The following is a 25,221-nucleotide window of genomic DNA, read 5'->3' on the forward strand; positions in this document are numbered from 1 at the left end:
CTACTTAATTTTCGCTTCTTTGTACATCACATGTTTTCTAACAACTGGATCAAACTTTTTAACTTCTACCTTTTTTGGATGAAGGCGTTTGTTCTTAGTCGTTGTATAAAAATGGCCTGTTTTGGCTGACGATACTAATCTAATTTTCTCTCTCATAACTTACTCCTAAACCTTTTCGCCACATGCACGAATTTCTGCTAATACAGTGTCAATACCTTTTTTATCAATAATACGCAATCCTTTTGCTGATAACTTTAACTTAACAAAACGATTCTCACTTTCCACCCAAAAACGGTGGGTGTGTAGATTTGGATAAAAACGACGACGTGTTCTATTGTTCGCATGAGATACATTGTTACCACTCATTGGTCGCTTACCCGTAACCACACATACCTTCGCCATAACTCACCTATCAAAAAATCCAAAAGAAAGGAATTATACTTAAAATTATTCAGCTTTCAAAGCTAAATTATACAAAAACCCTATTTACTATTGCCTGAACAGACTGTATCATACTCTGACATTGGAGGGATGGCAGAGCGGCTGAATGCACCGGTCTTGAAAACCGGCAAGGGTTAATACCCTTCTAGGGTTCAAATCCCTATCCCTCCATCATATTATGGTTATAAAAAAAGGCTTTTAAGCCTATCATTAAATAAATTTAACCACATTTTAACCATATATATTTGGAGAATACTTTAATGTATCGTTCAAATGGTCGGGGCTGAGATGCGCATACCTTGTTGTCATGGTTAATGATGAATGCCCTAAAATCTTTTGCAAAGTCAAAACATCACCGCCGTTCATAATAAAATGGCTTGCAAAAGTGTGCCATAAAATATGTGTACTTTACCCTTGTGTTTTTTAGTGCCTGTCCTTTTATACGCCAAGGCAAAACCATTTTTTGATGGCTTGAGTGGTAAGTCTAGTTTGTCCGCTAATTCTTTGTGAATGGGGATATATTAGTTTTTGCCACTCCTTTAAAGTATTGAATAGGCTTATTTTTCCGTTTTTAAGGTGTTCAGGTTGCAACACGCCTTAGCCTCGCCCCAACGAGTGCCACAGTTAATACAAATCAACGTACACAGATAAGTATCCTTGCGCGGTTTTAATTTTGCCGGTAGTGTTTTAATATCGTCAGTATCAAGGTATGAAAGTTCACGCTCTAGGATTTTGATTGTGCGTAGTTCACTTAGTGGGTTGTGGTAATCAATCTCACTTAATCGCCTGAATTCGTTGTACACGCTTGATAAATAAGCCTGCCAGTTATTCAGTGTCTTTGGCTTGTATCGTTGTAGTTGTTTGGCACAGTAATGGCTAAAGTCTTTACTGGTTAGATTTTTAGCAATTGGGTCACCTAAGTCTAATACTGTGTTTAATAATAGCGTTTTTCTTTTTGCCCCATCTTTGATGGTTTTACCCATGCAGGTCATACCAAAGGTTAATGAGTTCGCTTAATTTACGCTTATCCTTTTGATTAGGTTGCCACTCTTTGCCTTGGTCAAGTTCAATTAAAAATAACCGCTCATAGCATTGGGTTTTGGTTTTAAAGCGTTTTTGGTGCCGTCTTTCTCTGCCCTGCCGAATATCAACAGTAAAGGTGCCGTTATCATTTTTGCGTATCAATGCTATTTTTTTGGATTTTTAGATTTTGTTGGATGTGTTACCCATAATAGATGATAGCCGCACCAATGCCCGCAATTATCATTGGGGTAAGTCTAAGTAAAGTGTTCATGTTATACCCTCCTGTCTAAAAGTTGAATGCCTAATAATCCCATTATAACCATGAAAGAAAAAGCCAGCGCAACACAAACCAGTGATTGCACATTGTTAAACATTGTATCTATATTTGCCCCCACGCCATAATGAGTAAATTGTGCCAAGCACAATATCCTAATGGCTTGTACGGCGTGTTTAGCACTTTCCCTATTATTTATTTTGCTCCGATTTAATCAAACAGTTTTAGACGACTTCGCTTTTATATATGGGTCGATTTGGTGCGGTACTTGATTTGTTGATGTTCAAGCACCAATTTTGGCTAAAAATTCATAATGAAACGTTTTTACAAGTTTTTACAACAACAGATAAGCGTCCCACTGTGGGTATTTGTATCTTTTATGTCTACGGTTATATTTATTGATAGTTTTTATTACAGCAGATATACAAATCAAGAAGAAGAAATCAAAACGCTCACACAACAAAAATCATAAATACAAGAAAAATACAACAACATTAATAAATTAGTTCAAGACGCTTTAAGAGGGCGAAAAAATCTCCGATGAAATATCAGCATTATGCAAGGAAATACACGCCGAATTAGCCCTAGATAATGAAAAGTTAATCGCATACGCTAAGGCTAAGCGACTTTTTGCAAATAACAGGCAAGTTAAAGTACTTATTTATCGTTGACACACTGACACAATTAAGCATACAAACCCCCTGATATTAAAAAGCACGGACTAGACCTAAGTATCAAGCGTTCAGTGTGTGACAAGTGGTGGCGTAGAAAGTTAAGAGTGGTGTTTAGTCGTAGGCTTGAGGACTTAGAACGCAGATTAGGCTTAACCTCAGCCCACCGTGGCATTTATTGCTCTAACGATACTTTTATACTGCTGGCAACAGCAACAACGTAGAAACATTACCCTGATTGACGCAATGGAGGCCATCAATGAGGACGGCAAAGTCTTTGATTTAAAGACACTGATTAACGAAAGCGTAATCAAGCCCAGTAAACCGCAGAAACGAATTAATGACAAGGCTAAGAAGGTTGTGAGGAATACACCCAAGCCGTAGGCGATGTTGGTGTTTTTTACACAGTTACATGTCCTAGTAGATACCACGCCCAAGGCTACATACGCAACAAAGTTGGCGTTAAGAATGTGGTTTACGATAATAAGCAATTTGACGGCTCAACCGCTAAAGAGGCAGGTAAGTACTTGTAAGATTTATGGGCTAGGACAAAATTCAAGCGCGGGGGTTTAGAATTTTACGGTTTTAGAATAATAGAGCCACACCACGATGGCACGCCTCATTGGCGTATTATGCTGTTTTGCAAACAAAAACATAAAGACCAAATAACAGATATTTTAAGAGCCTACGCAATGGCTGAAAACCCGGCAGAAAAAGGCACAAATAAGCACAAATAAGCACAGATTTACAGCGATTGATATTGATGGGACAAAGGCAGTGCTTGCGGATATTTAGCAAAATATATTACAAAAGCAATTGATGGCTTTGCGGTGGAATACGACTTATATGGCAAAAACGCTGAGTCGTCCGCCCAACGTATTAAGACGTGGGCTAGCACTCATGGATCTAGATAGTTTTAGATTGCCGCCTGTAGGAATTTGGCGACCACCTCGTAAACTTGCCGAAAAATCCAACAAACCTAATAATAAAGGCATTAGTTTTAGCGATTTTGGCGCAATTGTTGCTAGTGCTAACAGTGGTTATTATTGAGGAATACCACACCGCCTAAGTGGACAGGGTTAAATTATTAAAAGTAAGGGCTAAAGAGGCGTTCACACGCTATGGCGACCAAGCACTATACAAGGTCAAGGGCTTAACGTTGGATTTAATAGAGTACATTACTAATATGAATTGGGTGGTACGTGCTAAGGCACACATAAACCACTTTAATGGTGGCTTTGCCGCCGCTTGGACTTGTGTCAATAACTGTGCGCAAGACTTTCAACAATTCCGAAGTCAATCGGAAAACTATCAACAATTAGAGGGAGTGGACAAAATAAGCAATAAGGCTGATGATTTTATTGTTAATATTTTTTACAAAGTAGCACATAAAAGCATACTTTTTGGTATCGAAATGGTTGGTACTAAAATAATAGTGGGTTATTTAATGGGGTACATAGTGGCTTGAAATGTTAAAAGCGATACCTTGTATAATGAATGGTTGTGATAGCGTTATGCAGATTAAAAACACCAAGCCAAGCCGTGCCACTTTATGCGGTTTGTACAAGTTGTGGAAACCACCCAGAGTGGAACAAAAGGGCAAAAAAATTTAAGAGGGGCATTAAAGAATGATAATGCTGAAAAACTAAAAGATGAAACTATAGATAAGCCTGGGCAATGCATTGACGAAAAAAACGAGGTGGTAAATGGTGAAAATGGCGATAAAAATAAGAATTTACTTGATGATAAAAAGACTAATACAGACAATGAGTCGGAAAAAAGTAAAGGCATTGGTAAAAGGATTATTATTGTTTTTGGCTTGGGTCTTTCTGCAATCTTTGATATTTTAGTTTTCAAGAAAAAACCAAAAATAGTTAACCAAGTCCAAAATTGGAGTGGCATATAATGAATAAAGTAGATTGTAGCGATAAAAGGATTGCAGAAATTGAGAAACATATAGAGGAATGTTTAGGCATTATAGAAGTTTCCAATGTTGATCCAAAGTCTGAAATATCAGAAATTAATAATCAAGAATTTGACGAGGTCGGTACAAGGGGGAAAAATAAGAAACTGGGCAGGTGGATTATTTGCAGGTGGCTTTGTTTTATTTAGTAAAAGATTAGAAATAACCAAAGAACAAAGCGCAACATTAGGGTAGGTTTGGCGGCGTGTTTTTGAAAAATGGTATTCTAGTTCTTGGATTAATCGCACAGAACAAGCAGAAGATATGGTCAGTGAATACGAGCCTGAGGCAGTAGCATTTAAAGAAACTTGGGGAATTTTTGGAAACCGTGTTTCAGGAATTTAGAAAATAAAAAAAGACAGCGGGCTTATATTCCCGAAAGTAATGGGTGAGTTATGAATTACACAAAAAGAGCAGATGGAAAAATTTACGCAATTGTAGGAAATTCTAGAAGTGGAAAAACAAGTTACACGATGGCAAAAAATTAGAAGTGGTAATCGCTTGTTAGTTTGGGGCCCTGAGGGTCAGTTTGCAATCAGTGCAGGTTGCCAAAGTTTTAAAACTGTAAAGGATTTATATCTAGCACTAAAAGGCAACAGAGGAAGTGCCAAAATGGCATTATCAGTTGATACAGATTTAAAAGGTCAATTTTATGTATTTTGTGAAATTGCTTTTTATTTTGGATTATTGAAACAATGCAAGGTAGTGGTTGAGGAATTGGCAGATGTTAGTAGTTCGGGGAAAGCACCCGAAAAGTGGGGCTTGTTAGTGCGTAGAGGTTTGAAGCATGGTATGGATATTTACTCTATGAGCCAACGCATTCAAGAAGTAGATAAAACCGTATTTGGTAATAGTAGTTAAAACGTGTTATTTAGAGTTGATGACGGTCACTAAAAACTCAACAGATAGCCTTAAGTATGTAGCAAACTCTCAACGTCCAGCCGAAAAAGGCAATTTAGTCCTCTTATTCAGTTCAAATACTAAGATTTACAACACTACGATTGTCCTATTAGAGCCTAAAAAAGACTTTAGATACTTAATTTTTAACCACGGCAATTATGCAGTGAGCAGTCTGGTCAGTTTAGACGCAATCAGATTTTTAAAACAAAACCCATTCAACAACCATGGCAACGCAGATAGATTATTCATGCTTACTAGTTACGACAAACACTACACAGACGTTTTAATTGACAACGTGGATGATAACAAGGTGCGGATTGACAACACAGGTGGTATTAGAGGTGTATTCAGAATAGAAGGAATTAGATAATAAAAGGATAAAAAATTATGGCAGATTTAGAATTAAAAGACTTAGCACAAGACACACTAGCAAACAGTGCAGGCATTATCAGCGTCGATGGCAATGGCAACGCAAAACGCATTAATAAAGATGAATTTGATTTAAAAAAAATCACAAATGGGTAGATGTTAGCGCACAAAGACAAGACAACGTTAATTATACAAATAACACAACCTGCAATGGTTGAATGACTTGAACCCAGCCTGGGTGTGCGCCTAAACCATGGACTATAATCGCTGTTTTTTTTAGTATCAGACGCACTCCGTTATAAAAATTGATAAAAACTCATGATTATTAGCACTTAACCAAACCGAATCGCCGTCCATGAGCGCATCTTCAACTTGTGCTGCCCAACGCGTTTCTTTGGCATAATCAGGTGTCATTTGTGCAAATGCAGCCTGAACAATAATAATAGATAGTATTGATAATAACTTCATAAACCCTCTTCAAATATGATTGCCATTATAAAGCAAAAAATAACAATGGTACTTTTAAGAGCAAGTAAGGTGTAGTAAAATATGCTGTGATATGCACTTATCACAGCATTTCAAAAATGCTACGACAAATGCAGTTACATCAAGATATTTTCTTGGGAAAAAACATAATAAATGCAAGGTGCATTATATTAAGGGCATCTCTAAAAACCCATGATGACTTATAAAATATGGATTTTCATTCATTTGTTGGTTTTAATAAATCCAGTCCTAGCAAGGTTAAGACAGGTCTTATTAAAACCAACAAATGAATGAAAAGTCGTTTTGTAGAAATTATCATGGGTTTTTAGAGATGCCCTTAAGTTGATCAGCTGGTTAATATAGTAGTATTTTGTACTTATTGGCAAATTTGGTAGTTGTTATCTAAATCACACCATAATGGATTAAAGCCAACACTCAAAGGTCTTAGTATTGGTAGCATTTTAACCAAACATGGTAATAAGGTGCCAGCCTCCATCTTTTTCTTCACTGAAGCCCTATGCTTTTCAACGGTTGATCGTAAAATATATAGCTTTTCAGTCATCTGCAGATTAGTAGCGCCAAGTACAATACAGGCAAATATTTTTTTGAAACTCATTAATGGCGCCAACTACTTTTTGTAAAAGCGCTTCTTCTACCAATGGCTTTTCAATAAAATCAAGCGCTCCTAATTTAATCGCATCAACCATAATGGCAATTAAGCTGATATCGGCAATAAACACAACTGGACTAAGACGCTCTATCTTGTTAAGCCTGTTTAAAATAGTAGAGCCATCCATATCAGGCATTGAAATATCTACAATCAAACAGCCTTGAGTATCATCAACATTGGCTAATGTAGGCTTCACATGAAGAAAAAGTTTTAACGGAAAATTTCTTAGAAGTAAAACAAGAAGATATAAATTCTTGATTTTTTTATCTTTAACAACCACAAAGATTGTTTTACAAATAACCGAACTAGTCAGCTCCACCTTGCCCCCAAAATAATTAAACTCAGAAAATAATAATACTTAGAGAATATTGGTAACATCGCATTATTAATTATATAAATACCAACACTACAGCAATTTTGAGAAGAATGAAGGTTTGGTTAAATATGGAGATTAAGGCTAAACCCTTTGCCATATTAGCAACTCTAGTGATGAATTATAATGACGATGTGCGCCTGTCGATATAGAGGTATTCCTTTTTATTTAAAATAGTAATAATTTTATTATGTTCTAATATACCCATAAGGAGTGACAAGGTGTAACAATTGGTTATTTTAATCACACGGAAAAGGTGATGATATCTTACTTTAAGAAAATTTAGACCGAATTAAGCCAGACACAACACCCATATCAGTTTTGCCATCTAATTGGCTTTTTAGCAAACCCATTAACTTGCCCATGTCTTGCATAGAAGACGCACCGGTATCAGAAATTGCTTTATTAATAGCGGCATTTACTTCAGCATCTGATAATTGTTCTGGCATATAATTATTAATAACAACCAACTCCGCTTCTTCAACATCAACTAAATCGATACGGTCCGCTTCTTTAAATTGTGAAATTGAATCTTTACGCTGTTTGGCCATTTTTTGTACAACGCTAAGCACCTGAATATCATCCAGTTCAATACGCTCATCAACTTCTCTTTGTTTGATTGCTCCTAAAATCATGCGTATCGCTTTAAGGGTAGCTTTGTCTTTGGCTTTCATAGCTGATTTCATATCAGCAGTAATGCGCGCCTTTAACTCAGACATAATAGCGGATTATAATACTTAGAATGTACATCTAGTACATGCGCTTACGATAAACACGATTTTTAGCCATTTCTTTGTGTGTTCTTTTAACGGCGGCTGCTTTCATACGCTTATTAACCCAAGTTGGCTTTTCATAGAATTCTTTCTTTCTTACATCAATGATAACACCAGCTCTGTCACAGGTGCGACGAAAGCGTCTAAGTGCAATATCAAAAGGTTCGTTTTCTCTTACTTTAATTGAAGGCATACATTTTTCCTTTATGAAGCGGCAGTTTCAGCAACTACATCTGTCGTGGTTTCAAAGTCAACTAATTGGACAATTGCCATTGGAGCTTTATCACCAGTACGAAAACCAGCCTTTAAAATACGAATGTAACCACCAGGACGGTCTTTATAAAATGGCGCTAATTCAGTGAATAACTTGGCAACCATTGCATCGTCACGTAATTTTGAAAATGCATTACGACGATTGGCAATACTGCCAACTTTGGCTTTAGTAATTAATGGTTCAACAACACGTCTAAGCTCTTTTGCTTTTGGCAAAGTTGTGCGAATGGTCCCATGTAAAAATAATGAGTTTGCCATATTTTTAAACATCGCCTTACGGTGAGATGAGTTACGATTTAATTGTCTACCTGACTTTCTATGTCTCATGTCTTATTCCTTATTCGCTCATTAAATCAACTGGCGGCCAATTTTCAATACTGGTACCTAAGTCAAGCCCTTTCTCAGTTAACACTTCTTTAATTTCATTAAGTGATTTACGACCTAAATTAGGGGTTCTTAGTAAATCTTGCTCAGATTTTTGAATCAAATCACCAATATAATAGATTTGTTCTGCCTTTAAGCAATTTGCACTACGCACGGTTAATTCTAACTCATCCACTGCTGCTAACAACTGTGGATCAAAATCTTCTGATGTTGGTAACACCGTTTCTTCTTCTACTAATGCCAACTCAACAAATGAAGATAATTGTTCTTGTAAGATTGTCGCTGCACGTTTAATGGCAACTTCTGCATTGACTGAACCATTAGTCTCAATCGTAATGTTTAATTTGTCAAGATTAACTTTTTGCTTAACACGCGCCGCATCCACCGTGAAACTAACACGCCTAATGGGTGAAAAACTTGCATCTAGCTGCATACCACCAATACTTGACGCTTCGTCAGTGCGTGACGTGGCAGTATCATAGCCAATACCAGTACTAATCTTAAGTGTCATACGCATATGACCTTCATCATTAATTGTTGCAATCACCTTATCAGGATTGAACGCTGTAATATCAACACCATTAGCCTCAATATCAGCCACTGTGATTTCACACGGGCCTTTCTTATCAATAACGACTTGCGCAGTTTTAGTTGTATTTAATGCAACCGACACCTCTTTAAGATTAAGTAAGATGTCTAATACGTCCTCTTGAACGCCGTCAATTGTAGAAAACTCATGCATAACCCCATCAATAGCAACTTCAGTTACAGCAAAGCCTGTCATAGAAGATAACAGTGTTCTTCTGAGGGCGTTGCCCAAAGTATAACCAAAACCTCGCTCAAGAGGCTCAAGAATGACCTTGAATTCATTAACACCAGTTTGAGAAGACTCAACCAGCTTTGGCTTTAAAAAATCTCTTGCACTACCTTGCATAATTAATTCCTTATTTAGAATACAGTTCAACGATTAAATGTTCTTGAATATCTGATGGTAACTCATCACGAGCGGGAACATTTTTAAACACACCCTTAAGTACTTTGTTATCAACATCAAGCCATTGTGGTTGAGTTGATTGTTCAGACAATTCAAGTGCCAATTGAATACGACTTTGCTTCTTAGCTTTTTCTCTAATTGAAATTTCATCATTAACACTCACCTGATAAGAAGGAATATTAACAACCAAGCCATTCACCAAAATAGACTTATGCGAAACCAATTGTCTCGCCTCGGCACGTGTAGAACCAAAACCCATGCGATAAACAACATTATCTAAACGGCACTCAAGCAGTGATAATAAATTTTCACCTGTAGAACCTTTCTTTTGCGATGCCTTTTTGTAATATAGGCGAAATTGCTTTTCTAAAATGCCATAGATGCGTCTTACTTTTTGTTTTTCACGTAATTGTAACCCATACTCTGTGACCTTTTGACGACGTGCATTAGCGACGTGCATGCCAGGAAGTTGAGTCGCCTTACATTTAGAATCCAGTGATCTAATACCACTTTTAAGAAATAAGTCCGTGCCTTCGCGACGTGCTAATTTACAAGTAGGTCCAGTATATCTAGCCATAATTTATCCTTATACTCTGCGTTTCTTAGAAGGACGACATCCATTATGAGGGATTGGTGTCACATCTGTGATTGATTGAATTTTTAAACCTTGTGCATTAAGACCACGAATTGCTGAGTCTCTACCAGGGCCTGGACCTTTAACACGAACTTCTAAGTTTTTCATGCCAAAAGCCAATGCCTTCTCACCACAACTGCCTGCAGCTACTTGTGCAGCAAACGGTGTTGATTTTCTTGAGCCTCTAAAACCAGAACCGCCTGAGGTCGCCCAACAAATTGCATTACCATGACGATCTGTAATCACCACAATAGTATTATTAAACGTTGCATGAATGTGTGCAATACCATCAGTAATTACTTTTTTGGACTTCTTTTTTGTGGGTGTTTTAGCCATAATATCTACCTATGATTATTTAATTAAACGACGAGGACCCTTACGAGTTCTTGCGTTTGTTTTTGTTCTTTGACCGCGTAGTGGCAGTGATTTTCTATGACGAACACCACGATAACAACCTAAATCTTTAAGGCGTTTAATGTCCATAGCAACTTGACGACGAAGATCGCCTTCAACTTTATACTTAGCAACTTCTGCACGAATTAATTCCAATTGATCTTCAGCAATATCAATAACTTTAGTAGCTGGATCTAATTTAAGAGTCATGCAAATCGCTTTTGCTCTTGTATCACCAATACCAAAAATTGACTGTAAACCAATCACAATATGCTTATGTGTCGGAATGTTTATTCCTGCTATTCTTGCCATTTATTTTATACCTCTAACATACGTCTGTTTCATAGACTTATTTCCTTATATTCTTGCTTTTTTATCTCTTACTTATGCAACTTTTATCTTAGTAAGAAGTCGCACAATACTAAATTTGAAAAACCCGTAATTTTACGCTTACAGCTTTCCAATGTCAATCCTAATTAACCTTGTCTTTGCTTATGACGAGGCTCTTTACAAATAACACGAACCACGCCATGACGCTTGATAATTTTACAATTGTTACAAATTTTCTTAACCGATGCTCTTACTTTCATAAAATGACCTCTTTTTTAGTTTAAACCTGCCTTTTTCATTAATGACTCGTACTGATTAGACATTAGATGAGATTGAGCTTGTGCAATAAAATCCATCACCACAACAACGATGATTAACAAACTGGTACCACCAAAGTAAAATGGCACATTCCAATATAAAATTAAAAACTCTGGCAACAAGCAAACAGCAGTAATATAAACCGCGCCCGATGCTGTTAGCCTAGACATAACCGAATCAATATAATCTGCCGAGTGCTTTCCTGGTCGAATACCTGGAATAAAACCACCTGACTTACGTAAATTATCAGCTGTGTCTTTTGAATCAAATGTTAGTGCCGTGTAGAAGAAGGTAAAAAACACAATAGCAAGCCCATAAAACAACACATATAAAGGCTGTCCTGGGGAAATACTAGCAGTTACACCTGCCAACCAGCCCATGCCCTCACTTTGCGAAAACCAGCCTCCCAAGGTTGCTGGAAATAAAATAATTGATGAGGCAAAAATTGGTGGAATGACACCTGCCATATTGATTTTTAATGGTAAATATGAACTTTGACCACCAACCATTTTACGACCCTGTTGACGCTTAGCATAATTAACCGTGATACGGCGTTGCCCTCGTTCCATAAAGACCACAAAAGCTGTCACTAGCAGTGTCATAATTAATAAAATTGCCACCAAAATAATGGTTAACTCGCCTGTGGATACCAATGATAAAGTTGAGCCCAATGCCGAAGGCAAGCCTGAAACGATACCAGCAAAAATAATCATTGAAATACCATTGCCAATGCCTTTTTCTGTAATTTGCTCACCCAACCACATTAAAAATAAAGTGCCTGTGGTTAGTGTCACGACAGTCACCATGCTAAAAGTAAAACCACCTTGAGTAACCAAAGCAACACCACCAGCACTTTGTGATTGCAAAGCAATAGAAATACCATAGGATTGAAACACTGCTAATACCACTGTACCTATACGTGTATATTGTGTAATTTTACGTTTGCCTATTTCACCTTCTTTCTTTAATTGTTCTAACTTTGGTACAACAGAGGTCATCAACTGAATAATAATTGATGCCGAAATATAAGGCATAATGCCCAAAGTAAAAATAGATAATCTTTCTAATGCGCCACCTGAAAACATATTAAACATATCCAAAATCGTACCTTGTTGATCTTGTACGAGTGAGGCAAGTGCTGCACTTGAGATAAATGGAATGGTAATATGCGTACCCAACCTAAAAACGATTAACGCACCCAATAAAAAAAGGATGCGCTTTGATAAATCTTGAGAGAGGCCTAAGGATTGGTTCATAACTTACTCGTTCACTGAACCTTTAACAGCTTCAATCGCCAACTTTGCACCTTTAGTTGCTTTGATACCAGTTAATATAACTGCTCTGGTAATTTCACCAGAAAGCATGACTTTAACACGCTTGATATTTTTAGTCACTAAATTGTGTACTTTTAAAACATCAATGGTAATGTCAGTCTCAGTCAGTTTATCAATTTCAGATAATGTTACTTGTGAGGTAATAATGGACACTCTTGATGAAAATCCAACCTTTGGAAGGCGACGTTGCAAAGGCATTTGACCACCTTCAAAACCAATCTTGCTGAAACCGCCAGAGCGTGCTTTTTGGCCCTTATGACCACGACCACAAGTCTTACCAAAGCCACTGCCAATACCACGACCCACACGTTTTCTTGACTGCTTCTCACCTTCGGCGGGTGACAATGTGTTTAATTGCATAACGTTCATTTTCTTAATCCTCTACTTTTAGTAAGTAAGCCACTTTATTAATCATACCTCTGATTTCGGGTGTATCTTCAAGCTCTTTTATATGGTTAATGCGCTTTAAACCAAGTCCTGCAATGGTTGCACGGTGAGATGGCAAGCGACCATTAAAACTTTTAACTAGGGTAACACTAACTGTGTTGTGCTTACTAGATGTTTGTGTTTTTTTAATTGTTGTCAGTTTTTTAGCTACTGCCACTTTTTTAGGCACAGCCTTAACTGGCGCTTTTGCTTTTTTAGCAGTTGGTTTTTTAGTTGCTGCTACTTTTTTAACTGCTTTATTTTCCTCAGCCATTATCCTTCTTCCCCAGTAATTTGATCAACAGTTTTACCACGCTTGGCAGCAACTAGCTGTGGAGATGACATAGAAGTCAAACCTTCAACTGTTGCACGCACTACACTAATTGGATTACGAGTACCGTTACATTTCGCCAAAATATTATGCACACCTACCGCTTCCAATACGCTACGCATTGGACCACCAGCAATAACACCCGTACCCTCTGAAGCTGGCTGCATATAAACTTTAGCCGCACCAACACTTGAGGTAATTGGATAATGAAGCGTGCCGTTTACTAGTGGCACAGATTTCATCGCCTTACGTGCTTTATCCATCGCTTTTTGAATAGCAGCAGGTACTTCACGTGCTTTTCCTGTGCCATAGCCAACTTTACCATTACCATCACCAACAACAACCAGTGCTGAAAAACCAAAGATACGACCACCTTTAACTACTTTTACAACACGACGGATATTAACCAATTTTTCAATATAATCATTATCATCGTTGTTGTTATTTTTCTTATATTCAGCCATTATTTATGCCTTTTTAATTTTTTTAATTAATCTTAATAATAACTTAGAAGTCTAAACCACCTTCTCTTGCTGCATCAGCCAATGCCTTGACACGGCCATGATATTTAAATCCAGAACGGTCAAAAGCCACCTTTGTTACTTTTGCACTGGTAGCAGCTTTAGCAATTGCCTCGCCAACCTTGGTTGCTGCATCTACATTACCACCATTTTTAAGTTTAGCTGCTAATGTAGATGCAGAAGCCAAAATTTTAGTGCCACAAGGGCTAATAATCTGAGCATAAATATGCTGTGCAGTTTTGTGAATGCACAAGCGCTCAATACTTCTTTGTGCGTGCTTGGCCCTAAATTTAGTTGCTCTTCTTAAACGAGCTTGTTTTTTAGAAAGTTTCATATTAATACCTTGGTCAATTATTTCTTCTTAGCTTCTTTACGAACTACTTGTTCATCAGTATAACGAACACCCTTGCCCTTGTAAGGCTCTGGTGGACGATAAGCTCTAATTTCAGCGGCCACCTGACCTACTTTCTGCTTGTCCATGCCTTTGATAACAATTTCAGTTTGAGAAGGTGTTTCAACTGTAATGCCTTCTGGGAGTTTGTAATTAATTGGGTGCGAAAAACCCAACGTCAAACCCAACACTCTCCCCATTACTTTGGCACGATAACCAACCCCAATTAAGGTTAACTTCTTTTCCCAGCCTGCTGTTACACCCTGAATAAGGTTTGCAGTATTGGCTCTTGCTGTGCCAGCTTGAGCCCAAGCTTTCTTTTGCTCTTTCTTTTCAGTAATAGTAATATCAAAACTAAGTTCATTATTAGTGTTTATAACTACTACACAAGAATGGATATTCATATTCAACTGACCCAGTTTACCCTTGGCAGACATTAAATTACCAGTAATGGTAACTTCAACACCAGTTGGTATGGTAATGGGTGATTTTGCAACTCTAGACATTCTAGCTCTCCAATTTTAGTAAATGCTGCACAAAACTTCGCCGCCAACATTTTGGGTGTGTGCTGCTTGTCCAGTCATCACACCCTTGGGTGTGGAAACAATAACAATACCTAAACCATTCATCACACTTGGAATTTGCGAACTACCCACATAAACTCTTAAACTTGGCTTTGATATACGCTGTAATTTTTCAATAACTGGCTTGTTGTCATAATATTTTAATTTGATGTTTAATGTTTTACTAGCAGCAATATCATCAACACTAAAAGATTCAATATAGCCTTCTTGTTGCATCACACTTGCAATGGCAGATTTTAAATTTGACGCTGGAACATTAACTTCTTTTTTCTCAACCATTTGTGCGTTGCGAATGCGCGTTAACATGTCAGCAATAGGATCAGACATACTCATATTATTTCTCCTTACCAGCTTGCTTTAGATAAACCTGGAACTTCACCATTCATGGTGCGCTCTCTAAGTTTGGTTCTAGCAAGACCAAACTTACGGTAAAAACCATGTGGACGACCTGTCAAGGCGCAACGACTACGCTGACGTGTTGGCGAAGCATCACGTGGCAGAGCTTGCAATTTAATGGTTGCTTGAAAACGCTCTTCATCAGATGCGTTAATACTCTTAATAATTTTCTTAAGCTCAAGGCGTTTTGCTTTGTATTTTTCAACCAGCTTTGTGCGCTTGATGTCTCTATTTATCATAGACTTTTTAGCCATTTTTCTTATCCTTTAAATGGGAATTTAAACATTGCCAATAGTTTCTTAGCGTCTTCATCACTTTTTGCAGTGGTGGTAATAGCAATATCCATCCCACGCACTCTCGTTACTTTTTCAAAATCAATTTCAGCAAATGTAATCTGTTCAGTAATGCCCATATTGTAATTACCACGACCATCAAACGCAGTGGCTTTTAAACCACGGAAATCACGAATACGAGGAATAGCAACATTGACCAAACGATCAAGGAATTCATACATTCTTTCCTTGCGTAAGGTGACCTTACAACCAATTGAGTTTCCTTCTCTTAGTTTAAAACTTGCCACTGATTTACGCGCATTACAAGTGAGTGGCTTCTGACCAGAAATAAGACTCATTTCTTCTAAAGCACTTTGCAGTACCTTTTTATCACCCAATGCACTACCCAATCCCATATTGATTGTAATTTTTTCAATCTTAGGAACCTGCATAGGATTAGACATACCTAGCTCTTTTTGCAAAGCTGGTAAAATTTCATTTTTGTATTGTTCTTGTAATCTAGACACGCTTATATTTCCTTATACTTAATCAAACGATTGCTTCATCATTTGATTTAAAAAATCTTTCTTTAATACCGTCTTTATTAGTGCGGATACCTACTCTATCAGCCTTTTTAGTTACTGGATTATAAATAGCAATATTAGAAATCGCCAAAGGCATTTCTATCTCTGTAATACCACCCGTAACACCTGCATTTGGGTTGGGTCTCACATGCTTCTTGGCAAGATTTAAACCTGCAACTAGCACCTTAGCATTTAATACCTTGGTTACTGTACCTGTAGAGCCTTTGTCTTTACCAGAAATAACAATAACTTCATCATTTAATTTAATCTTTTGCATTATAAAACCTCTGGTGCAAGTGAAACAATTTTCATAAATTTTGCATTGCGTAATTCACGAGTGACTGGGCCAAAAATACGAGTACCGATTGGCTCAAGCTTTGTATTTAGAAGTACAATTGCATTATTATCAAAACGAATGCGAGACCCGTCGTTACGACGAACACCATGAGCAGTACGCACAACAACTGCGTCATACACATCGCCTTTTTTAACTTTGCCACGCGGTGCGGCTTCTTTAATACTAACTTTGATGACATCACCGATATTAGCATAACGACGCTTAGAACCGCCCAGCACTTTAATACACATTGCTTTAACGCCACCACTATTATCTGCGACCTTAAGTTTTGTTTGCATTTGAATCATGACTTACTCTCTTTAAATAAACTTAATATTAATCAACAGAAACTGATTTTTCAACCACTTCCAATAATGCCCAATGCTTGGTTTTTGAAAATGGTTTTGCTTCAACCACTCGAACTAAATCACCACGTGTGCATTCATTCTTTTCATCATGTGCATGCACTTTGGTACTGCGTTTGATGTATTTTTTATAAATAGGATGTCTTACTTTGCGCTCAATTAAAACAGCAATGGTCTTGTCACGATTGCTACTCACAACCGTGCCTGTTAATACGCGTTCTACTTTTTTGTCACTCATGCTTGTTTCTGCCTAATAATAGTTTTAACTTGTGCAATGGATCTTTTAGTTTTGCCTAACTTTGAAGCATCATCCAATTGTGCGCTTTTATGTTGCATACGCAACTCAAAATGCTCCTTTAGAAGTTTAATCAGCGTTTCATTAAGTGTTGAAACGTCCTGATCTCTTAATTCTTTAACATCCATTACATTACCATCCGTTTAATTACTGTCGTTTTAACTGGCAACTTTGCTGCCGCTAACGCAAATGCCTCTCTAGCAATTGTCTCTTCAACACCTTGCATTTCAAATAACATCTGACCAGGTTTAATTTGTGCAACCCAATATTCAACACTACCTTTACCTTTACCCATTCTAACCTCTAGTGGTTTTTTAGTAATAGGTTTGTCTGGAAATACACGAATCCAAATTTTTCCTTGACGCTTAACATGGCGTGTCATTGCACGACGTGCAGATTCAATTTGTCTAGCAGACATACGGCATCTGCCTATTGCCTGGAGTCCGATTTCACCAAAACTAACCTCATGACCCGTTGCAAGACCGCGATTACGGCCTTTCATCATTTTTCTAAATTTTGTTCTCTTAGGTTGTAACATTTATCAATCCTTCGCTTTACTTCTTGGCAATTTGATTCGTTGCACCACGACGAGCAACCTCATCTAGTGTGCCTTTTTTGTGATCTAAAATCTCACCCTTGAAAATCCAAACCTTAATACCAATAACACCGTATTGTGTGTTTGCACCATAAGAAGAGTAATCAACATCGGCTCTAAAAGTATGCAATGGCACTCGGCCTTCACGATACCACTCAGAACGCGCAATTTCTGCACCATTTAAACGGCCACTGACCATCACTTTAATACCTTGAGCACCCAAACGAGTTGCATTGCCTAGCACACGCTTAACAGCACGACGATACATCACACGTTTTTCTAATTGTTGGGCAATATTTTCAGCCACCAAACGCGCATCAAGTTCAGGTTTTTTAATTTCTTCAATGTTAATATGAACAGGAATGCCCATCATTTTTGAAACAATTGACTTTAACCGTTCAATATCAGCACCTTTCTTGCCAATAACAATGCCTGGACGTGCTGTATGAATAGTAACCTTGGCATTATTTGCCAAACGCTCGATTTGAATGCGACTAACAGAAGCATTTGTTAGTTTATCGAACAGATAATCTCTAACTTCAATATCAGATAATAAATACTTAGAATAGTCTTGACTATTGGCATACCATTTAGAATCCCAATCTTTGACAATACCTAATCTAATACCTTTTGGATTTACTTTTTGACCCATATTAAACCTACTTGCTTACGCCAACTGTAATGTGGCTTGTCCTTTTTAAAATTCTATTCGCTCTACCTTTTGCTCTTGGACGAATTCTTTTCATGGTTGAACCTTCGTCAATATAAATACTGGTAACGAATAATTCATCAATATCTAGTCCATCATTGTGCTCAGCATTAGAAATAACCGAGTTCAACACTTTTTTGACTAAAACTGCTGCCTTTTTATTACTGAATGATAAAATATTTAAGGCTTCTTCTACTGATTTAAGACGAATCTGATCCGCCACCAATCTTGCCTTAAAAGCGGATGTTTTTGCATATTTATGTATTGCTTTAACTTCTTTCATTGTCATCTACCTATTTAAGCTTTACGATCACCAGAGTGACCTTTGAAAGTTCTAGTAATGGCAAATTCGCCCAATTTATGACCAATCATGTTTTCATTGATAGATACAGGAACATGCGCCCTACCGTTATGAACTGCAATCGTAAGACCAATCATTTCAGGTACAATAACACTGCGACGTGACCATGTTTTAATCGGTTTTCTGTCATTTTTTTCTTGAGCCGCTAATACTTTTTTAATTAAGTGCTCGTCTACAAATGGTCCTTTTCTTAATGATCTAGCCATGATTAACCCTTATTCCTATGACGCACAGATAAGCTTATCTGTGCGTTTATTACTACGTGTTTTATAACCTTTGGTTGGTGTGCCCCAAGGAGAAACAGGGTGTCTACCGCCACTGGTTTTGCCTTCACCACCACCATGCGGGTGATCAACTGGGTTCATAACAACACCACGGACAGTTGGACGGACACCTCGCCAACGAGTAGCACCTGCTTTACCTAATTTTCTTAGACTGTGTTCAGACCTAGAAACCTCACCAATCGTTGCACGACAATCTGCTAAAACCTTGCGCACTTCACCAGAGCGAAGTCTCAAAGTAACATAGTTACCTTCTTTGGCAATTAACTGGGCAGAAGTACCAGCACTACGGGCAATTTGTGCGCTCTTCATGGGTTTTAATTCAATACAATGAACCACACTCCCTAATGGGATGTTACTTAATGGCATCACATTACCCGCTTGAATGGCAACAGAATTCCCTGACATAATCGTATCACCAGCACTCAAACCACGAGGTGCAATAATATAACGACGCTCACCGTCAGCATATAAAACCAAGGCAATGTTAGCACTACGATTTGGATCATATTCTAAACGTTCAACACGTGCAGTAATATCATCTTTGTTACGTTTAAAATCAATAACACGATAACGGCGTTTATGCCCACCACCCTTATGGCGTGTGGTAATACGGCCCGCGTTATTACGACCGCTGATTCTATTTTTGCTCTGTGTTAATGGTGCATAAGGCGCACCTTTATGTAGCTCTTTGTCTACAATACTAACAACAAATCTTCTACCTGGTGAGGTTGGTTTTCTTTTAATTACTTGTGCCATAACAATCTCTTTAAGTGCTGCTCACATCAATCATTTGGCCTTCAGACACTTTTACCATTGCCTTTTTCCAATTTGGACGCGATCCAACCCTGCCTTTAAATATTTTTTTCTTACCTTTAACAATTGAGGTTGTCACATTTTCAACATTAACGCCGAATAACATTTCAACTGCCGCTTTAATCTCTCTTTTAGTGCTGTCAACACGAACCTTGAATGCATATTGATTATGTGCTGATAGCATGGTCGTTTTCTCAGAAACGATTGGTGCCAATAAGGTTTTTAATACTTTCTCTTGATTCATAACATTACCTCAATTTTTTTGAGTGCCGCCTCAGTTACCACAACATTGTCATAGCCAATCAAACTAACTGGATCGATACTTTGTGTATCGCAAACACCAACATGATATAAATTACGAGAAGATAAATATAAATTCTCATCTAATTCATCAGTCATTAATAAAGCATCTTTAACATTAAGTGCTTTGAGTAATGCAGTGACATTTTTAGTTTTAATCTCTTTAATGTCAAACTCTGACACCACTTTTAAACGCTCAGATCGAGCAAGTTCAGAAAAAATAACACTGATTGCACCTTCGTACATTTTCTTATTAACCTTTTGCGCATAACTTCTTGGCGCGGCTGCAAATGTCACACCACCTGAACGCCAAATAGGGCCACGAGTAGTACCAGCACGGGCACGACCTGTGCCTTTTTGTGCCCAAGGTCTCTTGCCGCCACCACTAACAGCGGAACGATTTTTTTGTGCTTTGGAGCCTTGACGACCACCAGACATATAGGCTGTAGTCACTTGGTGAACCAATGATTGGTTAAAATCTCTTGCAAAAACAGTATCAGCCACCTCAATCGTGCTTGACTTATTTGTGCTTATATTTAATACTTTAAATTTCATCTTAAACCCTTACGCTTGTTCAGTTTAGGCAACTTCATCAGTTACTTGATTTTGAATATTTTTGCTAACTTCTTGATTAATCTTGTCTTTCTTAGGCGATAAAGAAACTTTAACAAAGCCCTTAGTTGCACCAGGAATTGAGCCTTCAACAAGAATGATGTTTCTTTCACTGTCTACTTTAACAACCTTGAGACATTCTTGAGTTACTTGTTCATCACCCATATGTCCAGCCATTTTCTTGCCTTTAAATACACGGCCTGGCTCTTGACATTGTCCTGTAGAACCAATAGCACGGTGAGAAATTGAGTTACCATGAGTGGCGTCTTGCATTTGGAAATTATGGCGCTTTACGCCACCTTGAAACCCTTTACCTTTAGATCTACCAATAACATCAACATAATGACCAGCACCAAATAATGAAATGTCAACACTTGTTGCATCGGTTATTTCATTAGCCTCTAATCTAAATTCCCAAAGTCCCAAGCCAATTTCTTGAGAGGCTTTAGCGTAATGACCTTTAATCGCAGCGGGTACGCGACGCACTTTAGCTTCGCCTTTTTTATTTACTTTCGCCCCTGTCGTTACTTGAATAGCACTATAGCCATCTGTATCAATCGTTCTTGTTTGAACAATACGATTGGGCTCAATTTTAATTACACTCACTGGTGTGATAGAACCGTCATCGCTTATCAAGCGTGTCATTCCTATTTTTTGTCCTACTAAACCCATTGCCATAATTTTATTCCTAAGTTATTTACTTTCTTTTGTGCTTAATTAAGCTTAATTGCAACATCAACACCTGCTGCTAAATCTAACTTCATCAACGCATCTACTGTTTTGTCTGTTGGGCTAATAACATCCATTAACCTGACGTAAGTTCTTAATTCGTATTGATCTCTTGCCTTTTTGTTAACATGAGGAGAAGTCAATACAGTGAAACGCTCTTTCCTAGTAGGTAGAGGAATTGGACCTCTAACACTGGCACCTGTACGCTTAGCTGTTTCTACAATTTCAAGCGCTGACTTGTCGATTAAACGATGATCAAATGCTTTTAATTTAATTCTAATATTTTGATTGCTCATGTGCCTTTATATCCTATCTATTTGCGTTGCAAATTTCTCAAACAAAAAACGCAAAATTATACAATAAACCTTGCGCCTTAATTAACTAATTTAATCCGTCACCTTAGAAACCACACCCGCACCCACCGTACGACCACCTTCTCTAATAGCAAACCTTAAACCATCTTCCATAGCGATTGGTGACAATAATTCTACTTGCATTTTCACGTTGTCACCAGGCATTACCATCTCTACACCATCAGGTAGCTGACAAGCACCTGTCACGTCTGTTGTTCTAAAATAGAACTGTGGACGGTAGTTGTTAAAGAATGGGGTATGGCGACCACCTTCATCTTTGCTTAAAATATAAACTTCAGCTTCAAACTTTGAATGTGGCTTGATTGAACCTGGCTTAGCCAATACTTGACCGCGCTCAACTTCTTCACGCTTAGTACCACGAAGTAGCACACCAACATTGTCGCCTGCTTCGCCTGAATCAAGTAACTTTCTAAACATTTCAACACCTGTACAAGTGGTGGTTTGTGTGTCTTTAATACCCACGATTTCTAACTCATCACCGACATTAACAATGCCTGCTTCAATACGACCTGTTACCACAGTACCACGACCTGAAATTGAGAACACGTCCTCAATTGGCATGATGAAGGATTTATCTGTGTCACGCTTAGGCGTTGGAATGTAGGTGTCTAGTGCTTCTACTAATTTGATGATTGAAGGTACGCCAATCTCTGACATATCGCCTTCTAAAGCTTTCAGTGCTGAACCGAAGATAACTGGGGTGTCGTCACCTGGAAAATCGTATTCGTCTAATAGCTCACGGATTTCCATTTCAACCAATTCAACCAATTCTTCATCATCAACCATATCGGCTTTGTTCATGTAAACAACGATGTAAGGTACACCTACTTGCTTAGATAATAGAATGTGCTCACGGGTTTGAGCCATTGGACCGTCTGTAGCAGCGATGACAATAATAGCGCCATCCATTTGAGCAGCGCCTGTGATCATGTTCTTAACGTAGTCAGCGTGTCCTGGGCAGTCAACGTGTGCATAGTGACGAGCTTCACTTTCATATTCTACGTGGGCTGTTGAAATAGTAATACCACGTTCTCTTTCTTCAGGGGCATTATCAATATCTGCGTAATCTTTGAATTCGCCACCGCGCGCTTCTGCCATGACTTTAGTGATGGCGGCTGTGAGTGTGGTTTTGCCGTGGTCAACGTGACCGATTGTGCCGACGTTGACGTGTGGTTTGGTTCTTTCGAATTTTTCTTTTGACATTTTATGCTCCTTACTGCTTATATTATTTATTCAATTTTTCAATTACTTCATCAGCTACGTTTTTAGGTGCTGCTGTATATTTTGCAAATTCCATTGAATAGCTTGCTCGACCTTGTGTCATTGAGCGTAAATCATTGGCATAACCAAACATTTCTGCTAAAGGAACTTCTGCCTTAACTTGCTTACCTGCAGGTGTATCTTCCATCGCACCGACAATACCACGACGCCTATTAATATCGCCCATCACATCGCCCATATAATCTTCAGGCGTTGAAACTTCTACTGCCATCATTGGCTCAAGTAATTGAGGATTAGCCATTCTAACACCTTCACTCAAACACTTACTGGCTGCAATTTTAAACGCCATTTCATTTGAGTCAACATCATGATAAGAGCCATCATAAACAGTTACTTTAATATCAACTAAAGGAAAGCCAGCCAATACGCCATTTTCCATTTGCTCTTGAACGCCTTTGTTCACTGCAGGCACATACTCCTTGGGAATAACGCCGCCTTTAATTTCATCAACAAACTCATAACCAGTACCTGGCTCTTGAGGTTCAATTCGTAAATATACATGACCATATTGACCACGACCGCCAGACTGCTTAGCAAACTTATGCTGATGTTCAACCATGGTTGTAATGGCCTCACGATAAGAAACTTGTGGTGCACCAACATTACATTCAACATCAAATTCTCGAACCATACGATCAACAATAATATCTAAGTGAAGCTCGCCCATGCCTGCAATAATGGTTTGACCTGATTCTTCATCAGTGGATACACGAAAAGAAGGGTCTTCAGCAGCTAATTTACCAAGCGCAATACCCATTTTTTCTTGATCTGCCTTAGTTTTAGGCTCTACCGCCAAGGCAATCACCGGCTCAGGGAATTCCATTCTTTCTAAAACAATCTTCTGTTTAAGGTCGCATAAGGTATCGCCTGTCGTTACATCTTTAAGACCGATTGCTGCAGCAATATCACCTGCACGCACTTCTTTAATTTCTTCACGCTCATTGGCATGCATTTGCACCATACGACCAATGCGTTCTTTCTTGCCTTTAGATGAGTTATATACAAAATCACCTGCTTTTAATACGCCTGAATACACACGGAAGAAGGTCAAATTGCCCACAAATGGATCGGTTGCAATCTTAAATGCTAGTGCGGCAAATGGTTCATCATCATCCGCTTTTCTAAGAGCGGCTGTTTCATCTTTGTCGCCCAATATACCCGTAATGGCATCTACATCTAGTGGTGATGGCATGTACATAATCATGGCATCTAACACAGCTTGTACGCCTTTATTTTTAAAAGCAGAACCACAGAACATTGGGATAATTTCACTCTTAATGGTTTGTAAACGAATACCTTTTTTAATCTCATCATGGTTAAGTTCACCCTCTTCAAGGTATTTTTCCATTAACTCATCATTCGCCTCAGCAGCAGATTCAACCATGAATTCACGTTTTTCTTCTGCCAACTCTTGTAATTCTGCAGGAATATCTCTTGTTTCGTAAGTTGCGCCCTGATCAGCTTCGTTCCAAAAAATAGCTTTCATGCTGATTAGGTCTATCACGCCTTCAAAATTTTCCTCAGCACCAATAGCAATTTGCATGGGTACTGGATTGCCACCTAAGCGTGTTTTAATTTGCTCGCAAACACGTAAAAAGTTTGCGCCAGCACGATCCATTTTATTAACAAAACCAATTCTTGGTACGTTGTATTTATTCGCTTGACGCCAAACCGTTTCTGACTGAGGCTCTACCCCACCAACTGCGCAAAATACAGCGCAAGCACCATCTAATACTTTTAATGAGCGCTCAACCTCAATGGTAAAGTCAACATGTCCCGGTGTATCAATAATATTAATACGGTGGTCTTCAAACTGCTTATCCATGCCCTGCCAAAAACAAGTGGTTGCTGCAGAAGTAATGGTAATTCCACGCTCTTGCTCTTGCTCCATCCAGTCCATAGTTGCACCACCATCATGCACCTCACCAATTTTATGGGTACGGCCTGTGTACAATAAAATACGCTCTGTCGTGGTTGTTTTACCGGCATCAATATGTGCCATAATACCAACATTACGATAACGATCAAGTGGGGTTGTTCTTGCCATTTTTCTTGTGT

46 protein-coding genes, 1 tRNA gene and 2 pseudogenes are annotated in these 25,221 nt (G+C 38.3%); 9 read left to right on the forward strand and 40 right to left on the reverse strand.

Going from position 1 to position 25,221, the window contains the following annotated elements; translation table 11 throughout:
• Positions 1-156, reverse strand: coding sequence for a 50S ribosomal protein L33 (rpmG, locus tag CVPH_RS07585; protein ID WP_201341159.1), 156 nt, complete (start codon positions 154-156; stop codon positions 1-3).
• Positions 157-165: 9 nt separating this feature from the next.
• Positions 166-402 carry a 50S ribosomal protein L28 gene (gene rpmB / locus CVPH_RS07590; protein ID WP_201341160.1) on the reverse strand — a complete coding sequence of 79 codons (237 nt, stop codon included), beginning with the start codon at positions 400-402 and terminating at the stop codon, positions 166-168.
• A 123-nt stretch (positions 403-525) separates the two neighbouring features.
• On the opposite strand from rpmB, the gene CVPH_RS07595 reads away from it, so the two are divergent.
• Positions 526-612 (forward strand) — tRNA-Ser (locus CVPH_RS07595).
• 60 nt (positions 613-672) lie between these two features.
• Here the strand turns inward: CVPH_RS07595 and CVPH_RS07600 are convergent.
• From CVPH_RS07600 to CVPH_RS07610, 3 genes are all read right to left on the reverse strand, one after another.
• Entirely contained in the window at positions 673-840 is a 168-nt protein-coding gene (locus tag CVPH_RS07600) for a tyrosine-type recombinase/integrase (protein ID WP_425353133.1), read from the reverse strand.
• 158 nt (positions 841-998) lie between these two features.
• Positions 999-1,424 (reverse strand): phage integrase, encoded by a 426-nt coding sequence (locus CVPH_RS07605; RefSeq protein WP_201341162.1) that lies wholly within the window; start codon positions 1,422-1,424, stop codon positions 999-1,001.
• Positions 1,417-1,626: a site-specific integrase gene (locus CVPH_RS07610; protein WP_201341163.1), complete on the reverse strand. Its 210-nt coding sequence runs from the start codon at positions 1,624-1,626 to the stop codon at positions 1,417-1,419. Before CVPH_RS07610 ends, CVPH_RS07605 begins: the two co-directional genes overlap by 8 nt.
• Positions 1,627-2,777: 1,151 nt before the next feature.
• Here CVPH_RS07610 and CVPH_RS11295 point away from each other — a divergent pair.
• The 8 genes and pseudogenes from CVPH_RS11295 to CVPH_RS07655 form a co-directional block, all read left to right on the forward strand.
• Positions 2,778-3,146 (forward strand): annotated as a pseudogene (locus CVPH_RS11295) (replication endonuclease); the annotation flags it as partial.
• 109 nt (positions 3,147-3,255) lie between these two features.
• Complete coding sequence (locus tag CVPH_RS07625) at positions 3,256-3,459, forward strand: hypothetical protein (RefSeq protein WP_201341164.1); 204 nt, start codon at positions 3,256-3,258, stop codon at positions 3,457-3,459.
• 19 nt (positions 3,460-3,478) lie between these two features.
• Entirely contained in the window at positions 3,479-3,877 is a 399-nt protein-coding gene (locus CVPH_RS07630) for a hypothetical protein (RefSeq protein WP_201341165.1), read from the forward strand.
• An 84-nt stretch (positions 3,878-3,961) separates the two neighbouring features.
• Positions 3,962-4,315 (forward strand): hypothetical protein, encoded by a 354-nt coding sequence (locus CVPH_RS07635; protein ID WP_201341166.1) that lies wholly within the window; start codon positions 3,962-3,964, stop codon positions 4,313-4,315.
• The gene (locus tag CVPH_RS07640) at positions 4,315-4,521 is read left to right on the forward strand and encodes a hypothetical protein (protein ID WP_201341167.1); all 207 of its coding nucleotides are present in this window, start codon (positions 4,315-4,317) and stop codon (positions 4,519-4,521) included. Before CVPH_RS07635 ends, CVPH_RS07640 begins: the two co-directional genes overlap by 1 nt.
• 304 nt (positions 4,522-4,825) lie before the next feature.
• The gene (locus tag CVPH_RS07645) at positions 4,826-5,233 is read left to right on the forward strand and encodes a hypothetical protein (RefSeq protein ID WP_201341168.1); all 408 of its coding nucleotides are present in this window, start codon (positions 4,826-4,828) and stop codon (positions 5,231-5,233) included.
• Positions 5,234-5,252: 19 nt separating this feature from the next.
• Positions 5,253-5,642, forward strand: coding sequence for a hypothetical protein (locus CVPH_RS07650; protein ID WP_201341169.1), 390 nt, complete (start codon positions 5,253-5,255; stop codon positions 5,640-5,642).
• 17 nt (positions 5,643-5,659) lie between these two features.
• Positions 5,660-5,797 carry a hypothetical protein gene (locus CVPH_RS07655; protein ID WP_201341170.1) on the forward strand — a complete coding sequence of 46 codons (138 nt, stop codon included), beginning with the start codon at positions 5,660-5,662 and terminating at the stop codon, positions 5,795-5,797.
• A 126-nt stretch (positions 5,798-5,923) separates the two neighbouring features.
• On the opposite strand, the gene CVPH_RS07660 is transcribed toward CVPH_RS07655, so the two are convergent.
• From CVPH_RS07660 to fusA, 35 genes and pseudogenes are all read right to left on the reverse strand, one after another.
• Entirely contained in the window at positions 5,924-6,109 is a 186-nt protein-coding gene (locus CVPH_RS07660) for a hypothetical protein (RefSeq protein WP_201341171.1), read from the reverse strand.
• 394 nt (positions 6,110-6,503) lie between these two features.
• The gene (locus CVPH_RS10285) at positions 6,504-6,689 is read right to left on the reverse strand and encodes a hypothetical protein (RefSeq protein ID WP_225879682.1); all 186 of its coding nucleotides are present in this window, start codon (positions 6,687-6,689) and stop codon (positions 6,504-6,506) included.
• Between the two features lie 7 nt (positions 6,690-6,696).
• A complete protein-coding gene (locus CVPH_RS07665; protein WP_201341172.1) occupies positions 6,697-6,993 on the reverse strand; it encodes a response regulator in 297 nt (98 codons plus the stop codon).
• A gap of 449 nt (positions 6,994-7,442) precedes the next feature.
• Positions 7,443-7,889, reverse strand: a complete 447-nt coding sequence (locus tag CVPH_RS07670) for a GatB/YqeY domain-containing protein (protein WP_201341173.1) — start codon at positions 7,887-7,889, stop codon at positions 7,443-7,445.
• A 31-nt stretch (positions 7,890-7,920) separates the two neighbouring features.
• Positions 7,921-8,136 carry a 30S ribosomal protein S21 gene (gene rpsU / locus CVPH_RS07675; protein ID WP_201341174.1) on the reverse strand — a complete coding sequence of 72 codons (216 nt, stop codon included), beginning with the start codon at positions 8,134-8,136 and terminating at the stop codon, positions 7,921-7,923.
• An 11-nt stretch (positions 8,137-8,147) separates the two neighbouring features.
• Positions 8,148-8,543, reverse strand: a complete 396-nt coding sequence (rplQ, locus tag CVPH_RS07680; RefSeq protein WP_201341175.1) for a 50S ribosomal protein L17 — start codon at positions 8,541-8,543, stop codon at positions 8,148-8,150.
• Between the two features lie 10 nt (positions 8,544-8,553).
• Complete coding sequence (locus CVPH_RS07685) at positions 8,554-9,534, reverse strand: DNA-directed RNA polymerase subunit alpha (protein ID WP_201341176.1); 981 nt, start codon at positions 9,532-9,534, stop codon at positions 8,554-8,556.
• Positions 9,535-9,544: 10 nt separating this feature from the next.
• Positions 9,545-10,171: a 30S ribosomal protein S4 gene (gene rpsD / locus CVPH_RS07690; protein ID WP_201341177.1), complete on the reverse strand. Its 627-nt coding sequence runs from the start codon at positions 10,169-10,171 to the stop codon at positions 9,545-9,547.
• 9 nt (positions 10,172-10,180) lie between these two features.
• A complete protein-coding gene (gene rpsK, locus CVPH_RS07695) occupies positions 10,181-10,564 on the reverse strand; it encodes a 30S ribosomal protein S11 (RefSeq protein ID WP_281064633.1) in 384 nt (127 codons plus the stop codon).
• 15 nt (positions 10,565-10,579) lie between these two features.
• Positions 10,580-10,933 (reverse strand): 30S ribosomal protein S13, encoded by a 354-nt coding sequence (gene rpsM, locus CVPH_RS07700; protein ID WP_201341178.1) that lies wholly within the window; start codon positions 10,931-10,933, stop codon positions 10,580-10,582.
• 164 nt (positions 10,934-11,097) lie between these two features.
• Positions 11,098-11,211 (reverse strand): 50S ribosomal protein L36, encoded by a 114-nt coding sequence (gene rpmJ, locus CVPH_RS07705; RefSeq protein ID WP_010646235.1) that lies wholly within the window; start codon positions 11,209-11,211, stop codon positions 11,098-11,100.
• 15 nt (positions 11,212-11,226) lie between these two features.
• Complete coding sequence (gene secY, locus CVPH_RS07710) at positions 11,227-12,525, reverse strand: preprotein translocase subunit SecY (protein ID WP_201341179.1); 1,299 nt, start codon at positions 12,523-12,525, stop codon at positions 11,227-11,229.
• 3 nt (positions 12,526-12,528) lie between these two features.
• Positions 12,529-12,963 (reverse strand): 50S ribosomal protein L15, encoded by a 435-nt coding sequence (gene rplO / locus CVPH_RS07715; protein WP_201342458.1) that lies wholly within the window; start codon positions 12,961-12,963, stop codon positions 12,529-12,531.
• 13 nt (positions 12,964-12,976) lie between these two features.
• Positions 12,977-13,303, reverse strand: coding sequence for a 50S ribosomal protein L30 (rpmD, locus tag CVPH_RS07720; protein ID WP_201341180.1), 327 nt, complete (start codon positions 13,301-13,303; stop codon positions 12,977-12,979).
• Entirely contained in the window at positions 13,303-13,824 is a 522-nt protein-coding gene (gene rpsE / locus CVPH_RS07725; RefSeq protein ID WP_201341181.1) for a 30S ribosomal protein S5, read from the reverse strand. The genes rpmD and rpsE overlap by 1 nt, the downstream gene beginning before the upstream one ends.
• A 43-nt stretch (positions 13,825-13,867) precedes the next feature.
• On the reverse strand, positions 13,868-14,215 hold the full coding sequence (rplR, locus tag CVPH_RS07730) for a 50S ribosomal protein L18 (RefSeq protein ID WP_201341182.1): 348 nt from the start codon (positions 14,213-14,215) through the stop codon (positions 13,868-13,870).
• A 17-nt stretch (positions 14,216-14,232) separates the two neighbouring features.
• Positions 14,233-14,778: a 50S ribosomal protein L6 gene (gene rplF, locus CVPH_RS07735; RefSeq protein ID WP_201341183.1), complete on the reverse strand. Its 546-nt coding sequence runs from the start codon at positions 14,776-14,778 to the stop codon at positions 14,233-14,235.
• A gap of 15 nt (positions 14,779-14,793) precedes the next feature.
• Entirely contained in the window at positions 14,794-15,189 is a 396-nt protein-coding gene (gene rpsH / locus CVPH_RS07740) for a 30S ribosomal protein S8 (RefSeq protein WP_201341184.1), read from the reverse strand.
• A gap of 11 nt (positions 15,190-15,200) precedes the next feature.
• Positions 15,201-15,506 carry a 30S ribosomal protein S14 gene (gene rpsN / locus CVPH_RS07745; protein ID WP_201339481.1) on the reverse strand — a complete coding sequence of 102 codons (306 nt, stop codon included), beginning with the start codon at positions 15,504-15,506 and terminating at the stop codon, positions 15,201-15,203.
• Positions 15,507-15,511: 5 nt separating this feature from the next.
• Entirely contained in the window at positions 15,512-16,051 is a 540-nt protein-coding gene (gene rplE / locus CVPH_RS07750) for a 50S ribosomal protein L5 (protein ID WP_201341185.1), read from the reverse strand.
• Positions 16,052-16,073: 22 nt separating this feature from the next.
• Positions 16,074-16,385 (reverse strand): 50S ribosomal protein L24, encoded by a 312-nt coding sequence (gene rplX, locus CVPH_RS07755; protein ID WP_201341186.1) that lies wholly within the window; start codon positions 16,383-16,385, stop codon positions 16,074-16,076.
• Positions 16,385-16,753, reverse strand: coding sequence for a 50S ribosomal protein L14 (gene rplN, locus CVPH_RS07760; protein ID WP_201341187.1), 369 nt, complete (start codon positions 16,751-16,753; stop codon positions 16,385-16,387). Before rplN ends, rplX begins: the two co-directional genes overlap by 1 nt.
• 28 nt (positions 16,754-16,781) lie before the next feature.
• Positions 16,782-17,048: a 30S ribosomal protein S17 gene (rpsQ, locus tag CVPH_RS07765; RefSeq protein WP_201339484.1), complete on the reverse strand. Its 267-nt coding sequence runs from the start codon at positions 17,046-17,048 to the stop codon at positions 16,782-16,784.
• On the reverse strand, positions 17,045-17,233 hold the full coding sequence (rpmC, locus tag CVPH_RS07770) for a 50S ribosomal protein L29 (RefSeq protein ID WP_201341188.1): 189 nt from the start codon (positions 17,231-17,233) through the stop codon (positions 17,045-17,047). The genes rpsQ and rpmC overlap by 4 nt, the downstream gene beginning before the upstream one ends.
• Positions 17,233-17,643 (reverse strand): 50S ribosomal protein L16, encoded by a 411-nt coding sequence (gene rplP, locus CVPH_RS07775; RefSeq protein WP_201341189.1) that lies wholly within the window; start codon positions 17,641-17,643, stop codon positions 17,233-17,235. Before rplP ends, rpmC begins: the two co-directional genes overlap by 1 nt.
• Before the next feature lie 16 nt (positions 17,644-17,659).
• Positions 17,660-18,352: a 30S ribosomal protein S3 gene (gene rpsC / locus CVPH_RS07780; protein WP_201341190.1), complete on the reverse strand. Its 693-nt coding sequence runs from the start codon at positions 18,350-18,352 to the stop codon at positions 17,660-17,662.
• A 7-nt stretch (positions 18,353-18,359) separates the two neighbouring features.
• Positions 18,360-18,692 (reverse strand): 50S ribosomal protein L22, encoded by a 333-nt coding sequence (rplV, locus tag CVPH_RS07785; protein WP_201341191.1) that lies wholly within the window; start codon positions 18,690-18,692, stop codon positions 18,360-18,362.
• A 14-nt stretch (positions 18,693-18,706) separates the two neighbouring features.
• Positions 18,707-18,976 (reverse strand): 30S ribosomal protein S19, encoded by a 270-nt coding sequence (gene rpsS, locus CVPH_RS07790; RefSeq protein WP_201341192.1) that lies wholly within the window; start codon positions 18,974-18,976, stop codon positions 18,707-18,709.
• A 2-nt stretch (positions 18,977-18,978) separates the two neighbouring features.
• Positions 18,979-19,810 (reverse strand): annotated as a pseudogene (rplB, locus tag CVPH_RS07795) (50S ribosomal protein L2).
• Positions 19,811-19,820: 10 nt separating this feature from the next.
• Positions 19,821-20,111 (reverse strand): 50S ribosomal protein L23, encoded by a 291-nt coding sequence (gene rplW / locus CVPH_RS07800; protein WP_201341194.1) that lies wholly within the window; start codon positions 20,109-20,111, stop codon positions 19,821-19,823.
• On the reverse strand, positions 20,108-20,722 hold the full coding sequence (gene rplD / locus CVPH_RS07805) for a 50S ribosomal protein L4 (RefSeq protein ID WP_201341195.1): 615 nt from the start codon (positions 20,720-20,722) through the stop codon (positions 20,108-20,110). Before rplD ends, rplW begins: the two co-directional genes overlap by 4 nt.
• Positions 20,723-20,746: 24 nt before the next feature.
• Positions 20,747-21,457, reverse strand: a complete 711-nt coding sequence (gene rplC, locus CVPH_RS07810; RefSeq protein ID WP_201341196.1) for a 50S ribosomal protein L3 — start codon at positions 21,455-21,457, stop codon at positions 20,747-20,749.
• A gap of 35 nt (positions 21,458-21,492) precedes the next feature.
• Complete coding sequence (gene rpsJ, locus CVPH_RS07815) at positions 21,493-21,804, reverse strand: 30S ribosomal protein S10 (protein ID WP_201341197.1); 312 nt, start codon at positions 21,802-21,804, stop codon at positions 21,493-21,495.
• A 90-nt stretch (positions 21,805-21,894) separates the two neighbouring features.
• On the reverse strand, positions 21,895-23,085 hold the full coding sequence (gene tuf, locus CVPH_RS07820) for an elongation factor Tu (RefSeq protein ID WP_201340880.1): 1,191 nt from the start codon (positions 23,083-23,085) through the stop codon (positions 21,895-21,897).
• A 22-nt stretch (positions 23,086-23,107) separates the two neighbouring features.
• On the reverse strand, positions 23,108-25,210 hold the full coding sequence (fusA, locus tag CVPH_RS07825) for an elongation factor G (RefSeq protein ID WP_201341198.1): 2,103 nt from the start codon (positions 25,208-25,210) through the stop codon (positions 23,108-23,110).
• Positions 25,211-25,221: the final 11 nt, after the last annotated feature.

The sequence above is a fragment of the Abyssogena phaseoliformis symbiont OG214 genome, from assembly GCF_016592595.1.
GTDB lineage: Bacteria > Pseudomonadota > Gammaproteobacteria > PS1 > Pseudothioglobaceae > Ruthia.